An 18,197-nucleotide genomic window follows, 5' to 3' on the forward strand; every position below is an offset into this window, starting at 1 on the left:
CGGTGCCGCAGTGTGCGGCGGCGGTCACGAAAGGGATGCCGGCGAGTGGAAATGCAGCCCGGATGCGGCGCAGCAGCCGGCGTGATTCGCCGGCCTGCGGTCCACATTCGGGCTGCGCGCGGCGCCCCGGCCGTCCGGCGGGGGCGCCGCGGGCGGCGGGCTTACTTCAGCAGGCCGGCTTCGCGGTAGTAGCGCTCCGCGCCCGGGTGCAGCGGCAGCGGCAGGTTGTCGGCCGCGCCTTCGGCCTTGATCGCCTTGGCGGCGGCGTGGGCGGCCACGAGCTGGTCGAGGTTCTCGAACATCGACTTGGTCATGCCATACACCACGTCGTCCGGCACGCCGGCATGGGTGACCAGGATGTTGCGGATGCCCGCGGTCTGCACGTCGGTGCCCTGGCCTTCGTAGGTGTTGGCCGGAATGGTGGCGGGCTGATAGGCGGCGTCGCCGATCTTGGCCACGACCTCGGCCGGGACCGGGATCACCACGATCTTGATCGCGTTGGCGAGGTCGCGGATGGAGGCCACGCCCAGGCCGGCGGACTGCAGGGTGGCGTCGAGCTGGCGGTTCTTCATCAGTTCGACCGACTCGCCGAAGGGCAGATACTCGACCTTGCCGAGATCGTCATAGGACATGCCGGCGCCCTTGAAGATGGCGCGTGCGTTCAGTTCGGTGCCCGAGCGTGGCGCGCCCACCGACACGCGCTTGCCCTTCAGGTCGGCCAGCGAGGTGATGCCGGAATCGGCCGAGGCGACGATCTGGATGTAGTTGGTGTAGATGCCGGCCAGGCCGCGCAGCTTGTCGAGCTTGGTCTTGAAGCCGGCCTCCTCGTTGCCGGTCCAGGCCGCGGAGACCGCATCGCCCAGCGAGAAGCCGACCTCGCCGCGACCGGCCTGCAGCAGGTTCAGGTTTTCGGCGCTGGCCTTGGTGGATTGCACGCTGGTGCGGGCGTTGGGGATGTTGTCGCCGTAGACCTTGGAGAGGGCGACGCCCAGCGGGTAGTACACGCCGCTGGTGCCGCCGGTGAGCACGGTGACGAACTGCTGTTGTGCGTGCGCCGCGCCGGTGGTGATCAGTGCCGCAGCAAGGCCGAGGGTGCGAATCAACTTCATGGTTTGTCTCCTACCTGGTTGATCAAGCTTGTTCTTTTGTCTGCCAATACCCGCCGGACCTGGCGCCCGGCCGCAGTCAGCTTGGGGACTTTGCCCCCAAGGGTCAAGTTTCGCCTATCCGTATTTGCCCGAACCGGCGGTGGTGCGCAGGAGCGGCCTTGGCCGCGATCGCGGCGCCCCTTCTTCCGCAGGCCGCATCGCGGCCAAGGCCGCTCCTACGTGTGAAACGGCGGTGTTCATCCGACCACCCCGGCCGCGCGCAGGGCGGCGAGCCGCTGCGCATCCATGCCGTCCAACGCGCCGAGCACCGCCGCGCTGTCCTCCCCCACTGCCGGCGGCGCCTTGCGGTAGGCCGGCGGGGTGGCCGACAGGTGCAGCGGGTTGGCGACCTGCGGAATGCCGTCAATCTCCGTGCGCATGCCGCGATGGACGATCTGCGGATCGGCGAAAACGCGCGCCAGATCGTTGATCGGCCCGCCCGGCACGCCGGCTTCTTCCAGCGCGGCCACCCATTCGTCGGTGGTCTTCATCACCGTGGTCTGGCGCAGCAGCGGGATCAGCGTGTGGCGGTGGGCGACGCGCGCCGCGTTGGTGGCGAAACGCTCGTCGCCGGCCCATTCCGGCTTGCCGGCGAGCTGACAGAAGGCGGCCCACTGGCGGTCGTTGCCAATGGTCAGCACCATGTCGCCGTCCGCGGTGGGGAAGGCCTGATAAGGCACGATGTTGGGGTGGGCGTTGCCCATGCGTTGCGGCGCCGTGCCGGAGACCAGGTAGTTCATCGCCTGGTTGGCGAGGCAGGCGACCTGCACGTCGAGCAGCGCCAGGTCGATGTGCTGGCCCTCGCCCGTGCGCTCGCGGTGGGCCAGTGCGGCGAGGATGCCGACCGTGGCGTAGAGCCCGGTGAGGATGTCGGTGAGCGCCACGCCCACCTTCTGCGGCGGGCCGTCCGGTTCGCCGGTGATGCTCATCAGCCCGCCCATGGCCTGCAGCAGGAAGTCGTAGCCGGGGCGTTCGGCGTAGGGGCCGTCCTGGCCGAAGCCGGTGATCGAGCAATACACCAGGCGCGGATTGACTGTGCGCAGGCTGGCGTAGTCGAGGCCGTATTTGGCCAGTCCGCCGACCTTGTAGTTCTCCACCAGCACGTCGGCCTCGCGCGCCAGTTCGCGCACCAGGGCCTGGCCGTCCGGGTGGGTGATGTCGATCGCCACCGAGCGCTTGTTGCGGTTGGTGGCCAGATAGTAGGCGGCTTCCCGCCGGCCATCCGCCTCGAACCACGGCGGGCCCCAGGCGCGGGTGTCGTCGCCGGCGCCGGGGCGCTCGACCTTGATCACCTCGGCGCCGAGGTCGCCGAGCAGCTGGGTGGCCCAGGGGCCGGCCAGCACCCGGGAGAGGTCGAGCACCTTGAGATGGGAGAGCGCGCCCGGATTCATGCTCAGCAGAAGGCCTGGATGCCGGTCTGCGCGCGGCCGAGGATCAGCGCGTGGATGTCGTGGGTGCCCTCGTAGGTGTTCACCACCTCCAGGTTCACCAGGTGGCGGGCGACGCCGAACTCATCCGAGATGCCGTTGCCGCCCATCATGTCGCGCGCCAGGCGGGCGACGTCGAGCGCCTTGCCGCAGGAGTTGCGCTTCATGATGCTGGTGATCTCCACCGCGGCCGTGCCTTCGTCCTTCATGCGCCCCAGGCGCAGGCAGCCCTGCAGTGCCAGGGTGATCTCGGTCTGCATGTCGGCGAGCTTCTTCTGGATGAGCTGGTTGGCGGCCAGCGGGCGGCCGAACTGCTTGCGGTCGAGCACATACTGGCGCGCGGTGTGCCAGCAGAACTCGGCCGCGCCGAGCGCGCCCCAGGCGATGCCGTAGCGCGCCGAGTTGAGGCAGGTGAACGGGCCCTTGAGGCCGCGTACATCCGGGAAGGCGTTCTCGTCCGGGCAGAACACGCCGTCCATGACGATCTCGCCGGTGATCGAGGCGCGCAGGCCGACCTTGCCGTGGATGGCCGGGGCGGACAGACCCTGCCAGCCCTTCTCCAGCACGAAACCGCGGATCTGGCCTTCCTCGTCCTTGGCCCACACCACGAAGACGTCGGCGATCGGGCTGTTGGTGATCCACATCTTGGCGCCGCTGAGCAGCCAGCCGCCGTCCACCTTCTTCGCCCGGCTGGCCATCGAGCCGGGGTCGGAGCCGTGGTCCGGTTCGGTGAGACCGAAGCAGCCGATCCATTCGCCGGTTGCCAGTTTCGGCAGGTATTTGCGCTTGGTGGCCTCGTTGCCGAACTCGAAGATCGGCACCATGACCAGCGAGCTCTGCACGCTCATCATCGAACGGTAGCCGGAGTCCACCCGTTCCACCTCGCGGGCGATCAGGCCGTAGCTCACGTAGTTCAGCCCGGCGCCGCCGTATTCCTCGGGGATGGTGGGGCCGAGCAGGCCGAGTTCACCCATCTCGCGGAAGATCGCCGCGTCGGTGCGCTCATGGCGGAAGGCTTCGGTGACGCGCGGCATCAGCTTGTCCTGCGAGTAGGCACGCGCGGTGTCGGCCACCATGCGTTCTTCGTCGGTGAGCTGCTGGTCGAGCAGCAGAGGGTCGTCCCAGTGGAAGGAAGGATTGCCGGCCATGTCTTTGCCTCGTTTGTTCGTTGTTCCGCAATGCAGAACACTGTTTCGCAGAAGTGCTATCATCCTGACAAAATTTGCCTGGAAATGGAAGCGCTGTCGGCTACTCTTTCGAGGAAAGCTCAACTCAAGGATGTTTGTGTTCCGCTATGCAGAATAATGATCCTGGCTCGCCCCTGCCGGACGAGATCGTCGAGGCGACCGAAGGCGATCGCCAGTTCGTCACCGCGCTGGCGCGCGGGCTGGAGGTGCTGCGCTGCTTCTCCACCCAGACCCGCCTGCTGTCGAATGGCGAACTGGCGGCGCGCACCGGGCTGGCCAAGTCCACCGTGTCGCGCCTGACCCACACCCTGGTGCAGCTGGGTTACCTGAAGGCCGACGAGGCCTCCGGGCGCTACCGGGTGACTTCTGCGGTGCTGGCGCTCGGCCATGCGGCGCTGGGCAACGTCACCGTGCGCGAGATTGCCCGCCCGCTGATGCAGGATCTGGCCGAGTACGCGCATGCGCTGGTGTCGCTCGCCACCCGCGACCGCCTCAACATGATCTACCTGGAGAACTGCCGGCCGCGCTCGCTGGTGACCCTCAAGGTGAGCACCGGCATGCAGTTGCCGATGGCCACCACCTCGATCGGGCGCGCCTTCCTGTGCGCGCTGCCGGCGGCAGAGCGGGACTTCCTGCTGGAACAGGTGCGCCGCCGCGACCCGGAGGCCTGGCCGGCGGTGGCCGAGGGCATGGCGCAGGCCGGCGAAGAGTACCGCGCGCACGGCTATTGCACCTCGCTGGGCGACTGGAACCGCGAGACCAACGCGGTGGCCGTGCCGCTGATGTGCCCGGACCAGGACCTGCTGGTGCTGTCGGCCAGCGGCCCGGCCTATGCGCTGACCCGCGAGCGCATCGAGAAGGATCTGGGGCCGCGCCTGGTCTATCTCGCGCGCAGCATCGAGGCGGCGGCCGGGCAGGGGTAGGCGCAGTCCGGACGGAAGGGATGTCGGTCGCGGCCAAGGCCGCTCCTACAGATGCATTGCCTCGCAGGAGCGGCCGTGGCCGCGATGGGGGCTGAGCCCGGCAGCCGGGCCGGGTTCAGTGCCGCGCGTCGTCGCCGATGCGGAAATACTCCATCAGCTCGTGCAGCTGCTGCGCCTGGCTGCCCATCTGCTCGGCGGTGGCGGCCAGTTCCTCGGAGGCGCTGGCGTTGTGCTGCGAGGTCTGCGAGAGCTGGCCCATGGCGGTGTTGATCTGCCCGATGCCGGCGGCCTGCTCGGTGGAGGAGGCGGCGATCTCCTGGATCAGCTCCGAGGTGCGGCGCACGTCGGGGACGATCTTCTCCAGCATGGTGCCGGCCCGTTCCGCGGTGCTCACGCTGTTCGCCGCCAGGGCGGAGATCTCCTGTGCGGCATGCTGGCTGCGTTCGGCCAGCTTGCGCACTTCCGCCGCCACCACCGCGAAGCCGCGTCCGGCCTCGCCGGCGCGCGCTGCCTCGATGGCGGCATTGAGCGCCAGCAGGTTGGTCTGGTAGGCGATGTCGTCCACGATGCCGATGCGCTCGGCGATCTGCTGCATCGCGCTCACCGTGTCGCGTACGGCGTCGCCGCCCTCTGCGGCTTCCTTGGCGGTGTGCCCGGCGATGGAGTCGGTGGTGCGCGCGTTTTCGCTGGTGTGGTCGATGCTGGCGGAGATCTCCTCGATGCTCGCGGTGGTTTCTTCCACGCTGGCGGCCTGCTCGCTGGAGCTCTGCGACAGGGTCTGCGCCGTGCCGCTGATCTGTCCGCTGGCGTCGGCGAGCTGGTCGGCGGCGGCGCGGATCTCGCCGATGGTGTGGGCCAGGCGTTCGACGATGTGCTTCATCGACTGCAGCAGCTGCCCGGTCTCGTCCATGCGGTCGACCTCGATGCGCTCGCTCAGGTCACCGTCGGCGATGCGCTCGGCCGAGGCGACCGCGCGGCGCAAGGAGGCGACGATGCCGCGCACCACGAAGGCGAACCACAGGGCGAGCAGCAGGCTGGCCACGGTGAGGCTGCCGGCGATCCACAGGTCGGCGCGCGCTTCGGCGGCCAGACGCTCGACCAGCGCGTTCAGCTCGGCGGACAGGAGATCCTCGACCAGCTTCATGTCGTCGATCTTCTGGGTGATGGTCCTGAACCATGCCGCCGGCTCCACGCCGAAGCCGCCGATGTCGGAACGCTCCAGCGCCACCTTGCGCATGCGGTCGACCTCCTGGGCTGCGGCAGAGGCCATCTTTTCGTCGAACAGCGCCAGCCCTGTGCTGCTGCCGAAGTCGCGGAAGGCGGCGAGGTAGGTGTCCTGCGCGGCGACGATGGTGAGGAAGCGGCGGTAGAGCGCGGTGTCGAAGGCATTGGCGGCGAACACCCCGTTGAGCGTGGCGCGCTCGCGGCCGGCCTGCTCCTTGGCGTTGAGGAACATCACATAGCCGAGGATAGCCTGCGAGACCGCCTTGTGCTCGCTGAGCTGGTTGATGGTGGTGATCAGCGCCAGATAGCGCTCGATGGTGCCGGTGTAGTAGCCGAAAGAGTCCGCCCCGCTGGCCGACAGCGCGCGGATGCGTCCGCGGGTGTCGTTGAGGCGGTCGAGCTGGGTGCCGGCGGCCTGCAGGCTGGCGGCGAAGCGGCTGCCCAGCGCCTCGGCATCCACGGTGCCGAGCAGGGTGCGCAGTTCGCCCACGTAGCGGTCGGTCAGCGCGTGCTGGCTGGCCAGTTCGCTCTGGAAACGCTGGCCGCGCGAGGCCAGGAAACCCGCCGATAGGCCGCGTTCCTTCTGCAGTTCGTGAACCACCGCGCTGGAGCGGACGGCAACCGCCGACAGGGTCTCGATGGTCGCCAGCGTGCGGGCGGTCTGGACGCGCTCGACCACCTGGCCGACGGCGAAGTACAGCAGTCCGCCGACCAGCAGGGCAATGGCGGCGAGCAGGCGGGTGCGGATGGAAGCATTGCGTATGGCCGCGAGCATGGTGGCAGGTCTCCCCGGTAAGTCTTTGTCTTGTTGATCGGTCGCGTGCGTACGAGAGGATTACGGCCGCTGGTGGTGGTGCTTTAATCCGGCGGCCTGATGGCAGGCCGGCCCTTCGGGATGCACTGCGTGCGTTGCAAGGCGAACGCGGCAGGAAACCCGGTCGTGACAAGGGTCGTGATCGCGATCCTAACGGACCGCGGCGGGGTGGAGAAATGTTCCAGGTCAAACCGCGGGCCTGGCGCGCGGGCGTGACAGCAGGCGGTGTCGGCGGCACAATCCGCCCCTTCGCCGGGTCGCCCGGCCGGCAGGGGATGCGCGATGAGTTTCGATCTGTGGTGGCTGGCCTACCTCGCCCTCGGGGCCTTCGTCGGTTTCTTCGCGGGGCTGCTCGGCGTGGGCGGTGGCGGCATCATGGTGCCGATGCTGACCACGCTCTTCCTCGCCCAGGGTTTTCCGCTCGAGAACGTGGTGCACATGGCGCTGGGAACCTCGATGGCGGCCATCGTGCTGACCTCCATCGCGAGTCTGCGCGCGCATCACGCGCACGGCGCGGTGCGCTGGGACATTGTGCGCGGCATCACCCCGGGCATCCTGCTCGGCACCTTCGGCGCCACCTTCGTCGCCTCGCGTGCCAGCACCGAGGGGCTGGCGATCTTCTTCGCCTGCTTCATGGGCTACGTGTCGCTGCAGATGCTGGCCAACATCAAGCCCAAGCCTTCGCGCAACCTGCCCGGTCCGCTGGGCTTGTCTGCGGTCGGCGTGGGTATCGGCGGGGTGTCGGCGCTGGTGGCGATCGGCGGCGGCTCGCTGTCGGTGCCCTTCATGACCTGGTGCAACGTCAGGATGCAGAACGCCATCGGCACCTCGGCGGCCATCGGCCTGCCGATCGCGCTGGCCGGCACCCTGGGCTACCTGGTCAACGGCTGGGGCGCCGAGGGCCTGCCGGCTTTGACCCTGGGCTATGTCTACCTGCCGGCGCTGGTGCTGGTGGCGGTGGTCAGCATGTGGACCGCGCCGGTCGGCGCGCGCCTCGCCCACCGCCTGCCGGTGGCGACGCTGAAGAAGATCTTTGCGGGCGTGCTGATGGCGCTGTGCGTGAAGATGCTGTACGGCATCTTCGGCTGAGCGGCGCCCTCAGCGCCCCTTGAACACCGGCTTGCGCTTGTTGAGGAAGGCGTCCAGACCTTCGCGGTAGTCCTCGGTGGCGAGGAAGTCGAAGGCGGCGCGCTTCTCCGCCGCGCTCAGCGGGCCGCCGGCGGCCAGGCGGTGCACCCATTGCTTGTGCCAGCGCGCCACCAGCGGCGCTCCGGTGGCGATGCGGGCGGCGCTCGCCTGCGCCTCGGCAAGCACCTGCGCGTCGTCCACCACACGGGTGAGCAGGCCCTTCTGCAAGGCTTCGCGGGCGGACAGGATGCGCCCTTCGAGCAGGATCTCCAGCAGCACCGCCGGGCCGACCAGGTCCAGCAGGCCGGCCATTTCGCCCGGATACATCGAGAAGCCCAGCTTGTTGATCGGCGCGCCAAAGCGCGCGGACTCGCCGGCGATGCGCAGGTCGCAGCAGCCGGCGATCTCCAGCCCGCCGCCGATGCACGCGCCGCGGATGGCCGCCAACGTGGGAATCGGACAGCCGCGGATGGCGTCCAGCGCGCGCGCCACCAACTCGTCGTGGTAGTGCAGGGCGTCGTCCACGGTGGCGCGCACGGTGAGGAATTCCTCGATGTCGCCGCCGGCCGCGAAGGCTTCGCCCGCGCCGGTGAGGATCACGCAGCGCACGGCTTCGTCCGCGCCGAGCCGCTCCATGGCAGCGCGCAACTCGCGCCACATGGCTGCGTTGACCGCGTTGAGCTTGTCCGGATTGGAGAGGGTGACGGTCGCCACCTGCTCGGCGACGCTGACTTCGATGCGACTGTTCATGGGCGGTCCGGGGGCGTGTGCGTACAGGGCGGGCGCGGCCCTGACGTGTGCAGATAACATTTTCTTATGACCCCATACGGAATCGTATGGAAGTCTTGTGAATGATATATCATCCGCCGCGCTGGACACGCGACACGCTCCGCGGCAGACGGGGCGGTCCATAGGAGGATGGTGGAGGAAACGGCGTTGTTTCGTTGTTTTCTCAGGGAGGGAAAAATGTCTAGTTCCATGTATGCGCATATCCGGAGCAATCCGCGATTTGCCGAACTGGTCGCACGGCGGACCCGCTTCGCGGTGACGCTGTCGGCCATCGTGCTGGTGATCTTCTACGGCTTCGTGATGATGGTGGCCTTCGCGCCGGACCTCGTCGCAACGCGCTTGTTCGAGGGCAGCAACCTGACCGTCGGCATCGCGCTGGGCCTGCTGCAGTTCGTGTTGTTCTGGGTGCTCACGCTGATCTACGTGCGACGCGCCAACGGCGAGTTCGACGATCTCAACAAGGAGATCGTGAACGCCGCGTGGAGGAGCGAACAATGACGATTCGCGCCCTTTCCACCCGCCTGGCCGCCGCGCTGGCGCTGGCCGCCGCGCCGCTGGCCGCGCTCGCCGGCCCGGCCGTCGAGGCCACCACCAAGCAGCCGCTCAACCTGCACGCGATCGGCATGTTCTTCGTGTTCGTGCTGCTGACCCTGGGCATCACCTACTGGGCGGCCAGCCGCACCAAGTCGACCGCCGACTTCTACACCGCCGGCGGCGGCATCACCGGCTTCCAGAACGGTCTGGCGATCGCCGGCGACTACATGTCCGCCGCGACCCTGCTGGGTCTGACCGCGATGATGTACATGCAGGGTGTGGATGCCTACATCTACATGCTGTCCTTCTTCGTGGGCTGGCCGATCATCCTCTTCCTGATGGCCGAGCGCCTGCGCAACCTGGGCAAGTTCACCTTCGCGGACATCACCTCCTATCGCCTCAACCAGGGCAAGGTGCGCACCATGGCGGCGGTCAGTTCGCTGGTGGTGGTGTGCTTCTACCTGGTGGCGCAGATGGTGGGCGCGGGCCAGCTGATCAAGCTGCTGTTCGGCCTGGACTACACCGTGGCGCTGTTCGTGGTCGGTGCGCTGATGATGGTGTACGTGACCTTCGGCGGCATGGTCGCCACCACCTGGGTGCAGATCATCAAGGCCTGCATGCTGCTCATCGGCGGCACCACCGTGGCCGTGCTGGGCTTCTCGCAGTTCGGCTTCAGCTTCGAAGAACTCACCAACCGCGCGATGGAGATCCACCGGCTGGGGGTCAACCTGCTCGCCCCGGGCAGCCTGCTGGCCGACCCGGTGACCGCGATCTCGCTCGGCCTCGGCCTGATGTTCGGTACTGCCGGCCTGCCGCACATCCTGATGCGCTTCTTCACCGTGACCGACGCCAAGGAAGCGCGCAAGTCGGTGCTGTTCGCCTCGGGCATCGTCGCCTACTTCTTCAACGTCATCGCCATCATGGGCCTGTGCGCCATCCTCATCGTCGGCACCAATCCGCAGTTCTTCGAAGGCGGCGAGGTGGGCGGCAAGGTGATCGGCGGCGGCAACATGATCGCCATGCACCTGGCGCAGGCGGTGGGCGGCAACCTGCTGCTCGGCTTCCTGTCGGCGGTGGCCTTCGCCACCATCCTCGCGGTGGTGGCCGGCCTGGCGCTGGCCGGCGCCTCGGCGATCTCGCACGACATCTACTCGCGGGTGATCATGAAGGGTACCGCCAGCGAGAAGACCGAGCTGCGCGTGTCCAAGTTCGCCACCATCGGCCTGGGCGTGGTCGCCGTGCTGCTGGGCATGGCCTTCGAGAAGATGAACATCGCCTTCATGGTGGCGCTGGCCTTCGGCGTGGCCGCCTCGGCCAACTTCCCGGTGCTGATCCTGTCGATGTACTGGAAGGACCTGACCACCCGCGGCGCGCTGGCCGGCGGCTACTTTGGCCTGTTCTCCGCGGTGGCGCTGGTGGTGCTGTCCAAGTCGGTGTGGGTGGACGTGCTCGGCAACGCCGCGCCCATCTTCCCCTACACCCAGCCGGCGCTGTTCTCCATGCCGCTGGCCTTCCTGGCCGCGATCCTCGTCTCGCTGCTCGACAAGAGCGCCGAGGCCCAGCGCGAGCGTCAGGCCTTCGGCGACCAGTACGTGCGCGCGCAGACCGGCGTGGGTGCGGCGAGCGCCGCGGCGCACTGAGCCTGTTCTTGGCGACGCGGACCGGCGGCTGCCGGTCCCTGTCCCGCTGTGTCATCCGACCCCGCCTCACGGCGGGGTTTTTTCTTGGCGGATCGAAACCCGCGTGCCACGCTCCAATGGTCATCTGGGCAGGCGGGAGGTAGGTCATGAACGAGACGCGCAAGGAAACCGACTCGATGGGCGCCATCGCGGTGCCGGCGGACCGCTATTGGGGCGCGCAGACCCAGCGTTCGATCGAGCACTTCCCGATCGGCGTGGCGCGCTTCCGCTGGCAGCGTCCGATGATCCGCGCGCTGGGCGTGCTCAAGCGCGCCGCGGCGGAAGCGAATGCCGAGCTGGGCGAACTGCCGGAAGACATCGCTGCGCTGGTCGTGCGCGCCGCCGACGAAGTGATCGAAGGCCGTCTGGACGGGCACTTCCCGCTGGTGGTGTTCCAGACCGGCTCGGGCACGCAGTCCAACATGAACGCCAACGAGGTGATCGCCAACCGCGCCATCGAACTGGCGGGCGGCACGCTGGGCGCCAAGACGCCGGTGCATCCCAACGACCATGTGAACCGCGGCCAGTCGTCCAACGACACCTTCCCGACCGCGATGCACATCGCCGTGGTCGAACAGTTGCATGCGCGCCTGTTCCCCGCGGTGGCCGTGCTGCGCAATACCCTGGCCGAACGCGCGGAGCGCTTCGCCGACGTGGTCAAGACCGGCCGCACCCATCTGCAGGACGCCACCCCGGTGACCCTGGGGCAGGAGATCGGCGCCTGGGTGAGCCAGCTCGATTTCGGCTTGGCCGCGGTGCATGCGGCGCTGCCCGGCCTGCACGAACTGGCCATCGGCGGCACCGCGGTGGGCACCGGGCTGAACGCCCATCCGCGCTTCGGCGACACCGCCGCGGCGCGCATCGCCGCGCTCACCGGCCAGCCCTTTGTCAGCGCGCCGGACAAGTTCTTTGCGCTCGCCGCGCACGACGCGCTGGTGCAGGCCTCGGCCGCACTGCGCACCCTGGCCGGCGGGCTGATGAAGATGGCCAACGACGTGCGCTGGCTGGCCAGCGGGCCGCGCTGCGGCATCGGCGAACTGAGCATCCCGGAGAACGAACCGGGCTCGTCCATCATGCCGGGCAAGGTGAACCCGACCCAGTGCGAGGCGCTCACCATGGTCTGCGTGCAGGTGTTCGGCAACGACGCCGCGGTGGCCTTTGCCGGCACCCAGGGCAACTTCCAGCTCAACGTGTACAAGCCGGTGATGGCGCACAACGTGCTGGAGAGCATCGAGCTGCTGGCCGACGCCTGCGCCGCCTTCGAGCACCACTGCGCGCGCGGCATCGAGCCGGTGCGCGCGAAGATCGAGGCCAACCTGGCCGCCAACCTGATGCTGGTCACCGCGCTCAACCGCCACATCGGCTACGACGCCGCGGCGGCCATCGCCAAGCATGCCCACAAGGAGGGCCTGACCCTGCGCGAGGCGGCGCTGGCCTCCGGCAAGGTGAGCGCCGAGGACTACGAGCGCTGGGTGGTGCCGGTGGAGATGACGCGCAACCGCGGGGATTGACCTGAGCGGCTTCCTGTAGGAGCGGCCTTGGCCGCGATGCGGCGGTGATTTCATGTAGGCCGCATCGCGGCCAAGGCCGCTCCTACATGGGACCCTGCGAACGCCCCACATGGCGCGGTGATAGACTCTGCTGCCGGCCGGACGTCATAAGCGTCCGCCTGTGCCGGCAAGGAGTCATCGTGTCGCTGTTCAATCATCTCTTGCTCATCTTCGTGCTGATCGCGGTCAGCGCCTTCTTCTCGATTTCCGAGATCTCGCTCGCCGCGGCGCGCAAGATCAAGCTGCGCCTGATGGCCGAGGGCGGGCATCCGAATGCCCAGCGCGTGCTGGCCTTGCAGGACAACCCGGGCAATTTCTTCACCGTGGTGCAGATCGGCCTGAATGCGGTGGCCATTCTCGGCGGCATCGTCGGCGAGTCGGCGCTCTCGCCCTATGTCGCCGCGGCCCTGGGTACGGTGTACGACGGACCGTGGCTGGAGACCGCCAGCTTCGTGGTCGCCTTCGTGTTCGTGACCTCGCTCTTCGTGCTGTTCGCCGACCTGATGCCCAAGCGCTTCGGGATGGTGCAGCCGGAACGCGTGGCGGTGGCGGTGGTGCGGCCGATGCAGTTCTGCGTGGTCCTGTTCGCGCCGCTGGTGTGGGTGTTCAACGGCCTGGCCAACCGCATCTTCCGCCTGCTGGGCGTGCCCAGCGTGCGCAGCGAGGACATCACCCCGGACGACATCATGGCCCTGGCCGACGCCGGGGCGCAGGCCGGCGTGCTGCTCAACCAGGAGCAGCACCTGATCGCCAACGTGTTCGAACTCGACTCGCGCATCATCCCGTCGGCGATGACCGCGCGCGAGAGCATCGTATTCCTCACCCTGGGCGAGGCCGAGGAAAGCATCCGTGGCAAGATCGCCGAGACCCCGCACGGCAAGTACCCGGTGTGCGAGAAGGACGGCATCGACTCGGTGATCGGCTATGTGGACGCCAAGGACATCCTGCCGCGCATCGTCAACGGGCAGAAGCTGTCGCTGCGCACCGAGCCCATCGTGCGCAAGATCCTGGTGCTGCCGGACACGCTCAACCTGTTCGAGGCGCTGGAGCGCTTCCGCGACGCCAAGGAGGATTTCGCGGTCATCGTCAACGAGTACGCCCTGGTGGTCGGTCTGCTGACCCTGCAGGACGTGATGAGCACGGTGATGGGCGACCTGGTGAGTCCCTTCCAGGAAGAGCTGATCGTGCGCCGCGACGACAACTCCTGGTTGATCGACGGGGTGACGCCGATCGAGGACGTCATGGCCGCGCTCGATATCGATGTGTTCGAGGGCTTCCAGAACTACGAGACGGTGGCCGGCTTCCTGATGTACATGCTGCGCAAGGTGCCCAAGCGCACCGACTTCGTCGAGTACGCCGGCTACAAGTTCGAGGTGGTGGACATCGACAGCTACCGCATCGACCAGGTGCTGGTGACGCGGGTCGGGGCGAGCGATCCTGGGGTGACGGGTTCGTAGGAGCGGCCTTGGCCGCGATGCGGCCTACGGGGCAATGACCGCCGCATCGCGGGCAAGCCCGCTCCTACGCCAGGGAACGGCGGCCGGGGCGGTTACGCGGCGCGATTCCTGGCTTCGGCGATGCGCGCCAGGGCCGCGCGGCCGCTGCTGATGTGTTCGCGCATGCGCAGTTCCGCCCCGTCGGCGTCGCGAGCGAGCAGGGCGTCGAGGATGGCGCGATGTTCGGCCAGCGACTGCTCCAGCCGGCCTTCCGAGAACAGCGAATGGTGGCGCGACAGCTTGATGACCTTGCGCAGGTCGGTGATCACCTGCAGCAGCCAGCGGTTGTCGGCGATCTCCTGCAGGGTGTGGTGGAAGGCCTGGTTGGCCTCGAAGAAGCCGTTGATGTCGCCCGATTCCGCGGCCGCTTCCAGGTCGGCATGGATGCGCTTGAGGCGGGTGAGTTCCGCTTCGCTGGCGCGCTGCGCGGTTTCCTTGGCGCACTGGCCTTCGAGCAGCGCCATCACCGTGAACACTTCGTCCAGGTCGCGTTCGGAGATCTCGGTGACGTAGCAGCCGCGCCGCGGCTTGAGCGTCACCAGGCCTTCCGAGGCCAGCACCTTGAGCGCCTCGCGCAAGGGCGTGCGCGAGATGCCGTACTGCTCGGCCAGCGCCTGCTCGTCCACCCAGGTGCCGGGCGGCAGCTCGTGCGAGAAGATGCGTTGTCGCAGTCTTTCGGCGACTTCCTGGTAGAGCGCCAGGGGCGCGATGCGCGATGGAGTCATGGGCGGTGTCGGTGTGCGGATGGGCGCCGGGGTGGGCGGAAGATAGACCCAAAGTGGGCCGGGCGCCACCCCATTGCATTCATAATTATGGATAAAGTATTATTCGCTCACTGCAACAAGTCAACTTTCCCAGCGCGGCGTAGCATGGGAGGTTTCGCGCCCGTAAGGCGCGCGAAACGTGGAGAGGGGCTGCGCCGCGCGCCGGGGCGTCGGCGACCGCCCGTAGCATCTGCTGCGGGCGGTCTCGTCGTCGCGCATCCGGCAGAAAACGGGTCGGGCCACGCCCGCCGCAACATACATATATCGCCATGCCGCCCGCGGGCGGCACACGTGTCAGAGAGGGTCGTCATGTCCAACGCCAATCAGCCCACCTATCCGCAGCCGGATCTCGAAGCCTGGAACAAGGCCGCGTCCAAGCATGCGCCGGAGGGCAAGGTCGAGAATCTGAACTGGATCACCCCGGAAGGGCTGACCGTCAAGCCGCTGTACACCCAGGCGGATACCGCCGACCTGCCGCATGCGGACACCCTGCCGGGCTTCGAGCCCTTCCTGCGCGGGCCGCAGCCGACCATGTACGCGGTCAAGCCGTGGACCATCCGCCAGTACGCCGGCTTCTCCACCGCGGAAGAATCCAACGCCTTCTACCGCAAGGCGCTCGCCGCCGGCGGCCAGGGCGTGTCGGTGGCCTTCGACCTGGCCACCCACCGCGGCTACGACTCCGACCACCCGCGGGTCACCGGCGACGTCGGCAAGGCCGGCGTGGCGATCGATTCGGTGGAGGACATGAAGATCCTCTTCGACGGCATCCCGCTGGACAAGATCTCGGTGTCGATGACCATGAACGGCGCGGTGCTGCCCATCCTGGCCGGCTACATCATCGCCGCCGAGGAGCAGGGCGTCAGCCAGGACAAGCTCTCGGGCACGATCCAGAACGACATCCTGAAAGAGTTCATGGTGCGGAACACCTACATCTATCCGCCCACCCCGTCGATGAAGATCATCGCCGACATCTTCGGCTACACCGCGCAGCACATGCCGAAGTTCAACAGCATCTCGATCTCCGGCTATCACATCCAGGAAGCGGGCGCGAACCAGGCCATCGAGCTGGCCTTCACGCTGGCCGACGGTCTGGAATACGTGCGCACCGGCATCGCCAGCGGCATGGACGTCGACACCTTCGCCGGCCGCCTGTCCTTCTTCTGGGCGGTGGGGATGAACTTCTACCTCGAGATCGCCAAGATGCGCGCCGCGCGTCTGCTGTGGTGGCGGATCATGAAGCAGTTCAACCCCAAGAACCCGAAGTCGATGATGCTGCGCACCCACTCGCAGACCTCGGGCTGGTCGCTGACCGAGCAGGATCCCTACAACAACGTCATCCGCACCACCATCGAGGCGATGGCGGCGGTGTTCGGCGGCACCCAGTCGCTGCACACCAACGCGCTGGACGAGGCGATCGCGCTGCCCACCGAGTTCTCCGCCCGCATCGCGCGCAACACCCAGATCATCATCCAGGAAGAGACCCACATCTGTAACGTGGTCGACCCCTGGGCCGGCTCCTACATGATGGAGAAGCTTACCCAGGACATGGCCGACAAGGCCTGGGCGCTGATCGAGGAGATCGAGGCCATGGGCGGCATGACCAAGGCGGTCGAGTCCGGCTGGGCCAAGATGAAGGTCGAGGAGTGCGCCGCCGAGAAACAGGCGCGCATCGACTCGGGCAAGGACGTCATCGTCGGCGTGAACAAGTACAAGCTCGCCAAGGAAGACCCGATCGAGATCCTCGACATCGACAACCATGCGGTGCGCGAGTCGCAGATCGCCCGTCTGGCCAAGGTACGCGCCAGCCGCGACAATGCCGCGGTGCAGGCGGCGCTCGATGCGCTGACCCGCTGCGCCGAGACCGGCGAGGGCAATCTGCTCGACCTCAGCGTCAAGGCCATCCGCCTGCGCGCCACCGTGGGCGAGGTGTCCGACGCGCTGGAGAAGGTCTTCGGCCGCTACCGTGCCAACCCGCAAGCCGTGTCCGGCGTCTATGGAGCCGTGGTGGAAAACGACAGCGACTGGAAGGAACTGAAGGCCGAAATCGAGGCGTTTGTGGCCGAAGAGGGCCGCCGCCCGCGCATCATGATCGCCAAGCTCGGCCAGGACGGCCACGACCGCGGCGCCAAGGTGGTGGCCTCGGCCTTCGCCGACCTGGGCTTCGACATCGACATCGGCCCGCTCTTCCAGACCCCGGAAGAGGCCGCCCGCCACGCGGTGGAGAACGACGTGCATGCGGTGGGCTGCTCCAGCCTGGCCGCCGGCCACAAGACCCTGGTACCGCAGATCGTCGGCGAGCTGAAGAAGCTCGGCGCCGACGACATCATCGTCTTCGTCGGCGGGGTGATCCCGGCGCAGGACTACGACGCGCTGTACGCCGCGGGCGCCAAGGGCATCTTCGGGCCGGGTACGCCCATCCCCAAGGCCGCCCGCGAGGTGCTCAAGCAGATCCGCGCCGCCAAGGCCGGCGCCTGAGGCCAGGGTGTTGAACGGACCGCAGGCGCTGCCGCCGCAGCTGGATGCCGCCGACCAGGCCCTGGTCGACGGCGTCCGCGCGCGCCAGCTGCGCCCGCTTGCCAAGACCATCACCCTGATCGAATCGCAGCGTACCGATCACCAGGCACGCGCGCACGCGGTGCTTGAAGCGCTGCTGCCGCACACCGGCGGCGCGATGCGGGTGGGCATCTCCGGCGTGCCCGGGGTGGGCAAGTCCACCTTTATCGAGGCGCTGGGCCTGTACCTCATCGAGCAGGGTCTGCGGGTGGCGGTGCTGGCGGTCGATCCGTCCTCCTCGCTCACCGGCGGCTCCATCCTCGGCGACAAGACGCGCATGGAGCTGCTCAGCCAGAACCCGGCGGCCTTCATCCGCCCCAGCCCCTCGGCGGGCAGCCTGGGCGGCGTGGCCGAGAAGACGCGCGAGACCATGCTGGTGTGCGAGGCGGCCGGTTTCGACGTGATCATCGTCGAGACCGTGGGCGTGGGCCAGTCCGAGACCGCGGTCGCCAACATGACCGACATCTTCTGCCTGCTGCAGCTGCCCAATGCCGGCGACGACCTGCAGGGCATCAAGAAAGGCATCATGGAACTGGCCGATCTGGTGGTGGTGAACAAGGCCGACATCGACGTTGCGGCCACCACCCGTGCGCAGGCCCAGCTCAAGACCGCGCTGCACATGCTGCGCCCGGCCAGCCCGAACTGGTCGCCCCCGGTGCTCACCCTGTCGGCGCTCAGGAAGCAGGGTATTGCCGACTTCTGGCGTACCGTGTGCGACTATCGCGCCACCATGAGCAAGAGCGGCGAATTCGACGCCAAGCGCCGCCACCAGGCCCTGGCCTGGATGTGGGACCTGATCGACGCCGGCCTGCGCGCCCGCTTCCGCAGCCATCCGCAGGTGCGGTCCGAGCTGCCGGAACTGGCCGAGGCGGTGGAGCGCGGCGAGACCACGCCGTCGGCTGCCGCGCTGCGCCTGTTGCACCATCTGAACTGACGTAACGAGACACACACTTCCGGCACGCGCGGCGTGCCGGACAACCG

14 protein-coding genes are annotated in these 18,197 nt (G+C 68.0%); 8 read left to right on the forward strand and 6 right to left on the reverse strand.

What is annotated here, in order from left to right; all coding sequences use genetic code 11:
* Positions 1 to 161: 161 nt before the first annotated feature.
* The 3 genes from IAI53_RS15210 to IAI53_RS15220 all read right to left on the reverse strand — a co-directional run bounded on the left by IAI53_RS15210 (position 162) and on the right by IAI53_RS15220 (position 3,723).
* Positions 162 to 1,109 carry a TAXI family TRAP transporter solute-binding subunit gene (locus IAI53_RS15210; protein ID WP_187719008.1) on the reverse strand — a complete coding sequence of 316 codons (948 nt, stop codon included), beginning with the start codon at positions 1,107 to 1,109 and terminating at the stop codon, positions 162 to 164.
* A gap of 236 nt (positions 1,110 to 1,345) precedes the next feature.
* The gene (locus IAI53_RS15215) at positions 1,346 to 2,539 is read right to left on the reverse strand and encodes a CaiB/BaiF CoA transferase family protein (protein WP_187719009.1); all 1,194 of its coding nucleotides are present in this window, start codon (positions 2,537 to 2,539) and stop codon (positions 1,346 to 1,348) included.
* Positions 2,540 to 2,541: 2 nt separating this feature from the next.
* On the reverse strand, positions 2,542 to 3,723 hold the full coding sequence (locus tag IAI53_RS15220) for an acyl-CoA dehydrogenase (protein WP_187719010.1): 1,182 nt from the start codon (positions 3,721 to 3,723) through the stop codon (positions 2,542 to 2,544).
* A 146-nt stretch (positions 3,724 to 3,869) separates the two neighbouring features.
* Between IAI53_RS15220 and IAI53_RS15225 the strand changes: the two genes are divergently transcribed.
* Positions 3,870 to 4,685 (forward strand): IclR family transcriptional regulator, encoded by an 816-nt coding sequence (locus IAI53_RS15225; protein ID WP_187719011.1) that lies wholly within the window; start codon positions 3,870 to 3,872, stop codon positions 4,683 to 4,685.
* Between the two features lie 115 nt (positions 4,686 to 4,800).
* On the opposite strand, the gene IAI53_RS15230 is transcribed toward IAI53_RS15225, so the two are convergent.
* Positions 4,801 to 6,684 (reverse strand): methyl-accepting chemotaxis protein, encoded by a 1,884-nt coding sequence (locus tag IAI53_RS15230; RefSeq protein WP_187719012.1) that lies wholly within the window; start codon positions 6,682 to 6,684, stop codon positions 4,801 to 4,803.
* A 321-nt stretch (positions 6,685 to 7,005) separates the two neighbouring features.
* On the opposite strand from IAI53_RS15230, the gene IAI53_RS15235 reads away from it, so the two are divergent.
* On the forward strand, positions 7,006 to 7,812 hold the full coding sequence (locus IAI53_RS15235) for a sulfite exporter TauE/SafE family protein (RefSeq protein ID WP_187719013.1): 807 nt from the start codon (positions 7,006 to 7,008) through the stop codon (positions 7,810 to 7,812).
* A gap of 9 nt (positions 7,813 to 7,821) precedes the next feature.
* On the opposite strand, the gene IAI53_RS15240 is transcribed toward IAI53_RS15235, so the two are convergent.
* A complete protein-coding gene (locus IAI53_RS15240; RefSeq protein WP_187719014.1) occupies positions 7,822 to 8,601 on the reverse strand; it encodes an enoyl-CoA hydratase/isomerase family protein in 780 nt (259 codons plus the stop codon).
* Positions 8,602 to 8,817: 216 nt separating this feature from the next.
* Here IAI53_RS15240 and IAI53_RS15245 point away from each other — a divergent pair, with 216 nt between their 5' ends.
* From IAI53_RS15245 to paeA, 4 genes are all read left to right on the forward strand, one after another.
* Entirely contained in the window at positions 8,818 to 9,138 is a 321-nt protein-coding gene (locus tag IAI53_RS15245; RefSeq protein ID WP_225433327.1) for a DUF485 domain-containing protein, read from the forward strand.
* Positions 9,135 to 10,814, forward strand: a complete 1,680-nt coding sequence (locus tag IAI53_RS15250) for a cation acetate symporter (protein ID WP_187719015.1) — start codon at positions 9,135 to 9,137, stop codon at positions 10,812 to 10,814. Before IAI53_RS15245 ends, IAI53_RS15250 begins: the two co-directional genes overlap by 4 nt.
* A gap of 146 nt (positions 10,815 to 10,960) precedes the next feature.
* Complete coding sequence (gene fumC, locus IAI53_RS15255) at positions 10,961 to 12,364, forward strand: class II fumarate hydratase (RefSeq protein WP_187719016.1); 1,404 nt, start codon at positions 10,961 to 10,963, stop codon at positions 12,362 to 12,364.
* A 179-nt stretch (positions 12,365 to 12,543) separates the two neighbouring features.
* A complete protein-coding gene (gene paeA / locus IAI53_RS15260) occupies positions 12,544 to 13,860 on the forward strand; it encodes a polyamine export protein PaeA (protein ID WP_349771935.1) in 1,317 nt (438 codons plus the stop codon).
* Between the two features lie 92 nt (positions 13,861 to 13,952).
* Here the strand turns inward: paeA and IAI53_RS15265 are convergent, their stop codons facing one another.
* On the reverse strand, positions 13,953 to 14,624 hold the full coding sequence (locus tag IAI53_RS15265; RefSeq protein ID WP_187719018.1) for a GntR family transcriptional regulator: 672 nt from the start codon (positions 14,622 to 14,624) through the stop codon (positions 13,953 to 13,955).
* 348 nt (positions 14,625 to 14,972) lie between these two features.
* On the opposite strand from IAI53_RS15265, the gene scpA reads away from it, so the two are divergent.
* Positions 14,973 to 17,138 (forward strand): methylmalonyl-CoA mutase, encoded by a 2,166-nt coding sequence (gene scpA, locus IAI53_RS15270; RefSeq protein ID WP_187719019.1) that lies wholly within the window; start codon positions 14,973 to 14,975, stop codon positions 17,136 to 17,138.
* A 10-nt stretch (positions 17,139 to 17,148) separates the two neighbouring features.
* On the forward strand, positions 17,149 to 18,150 hold the full coding sequence (gene meaB, locus IAI53_RS15275) for a methylmalonyl Co-A mutase-associated GTPase MeaB (protein WP_222948318.1): 1,002 nt from the start codon (positions 17,149 to 17,151) through the stop codon (positions 18,148 to 18,150).
* Positions 18,151 to 18,197: the final 47 nt, after the last annotated feature.

It is taken from the genome of Thauera sedimentorum, assembly GCF_014489115.1.
Taxonomy (GTDB): domain Bacteria; phylum Pseudomonadota; class Gammaproteobacteria; order Burkholderiales; family Rhodocyclaceae; genus Pseudothauera; species Pseudothauera sedimentorum.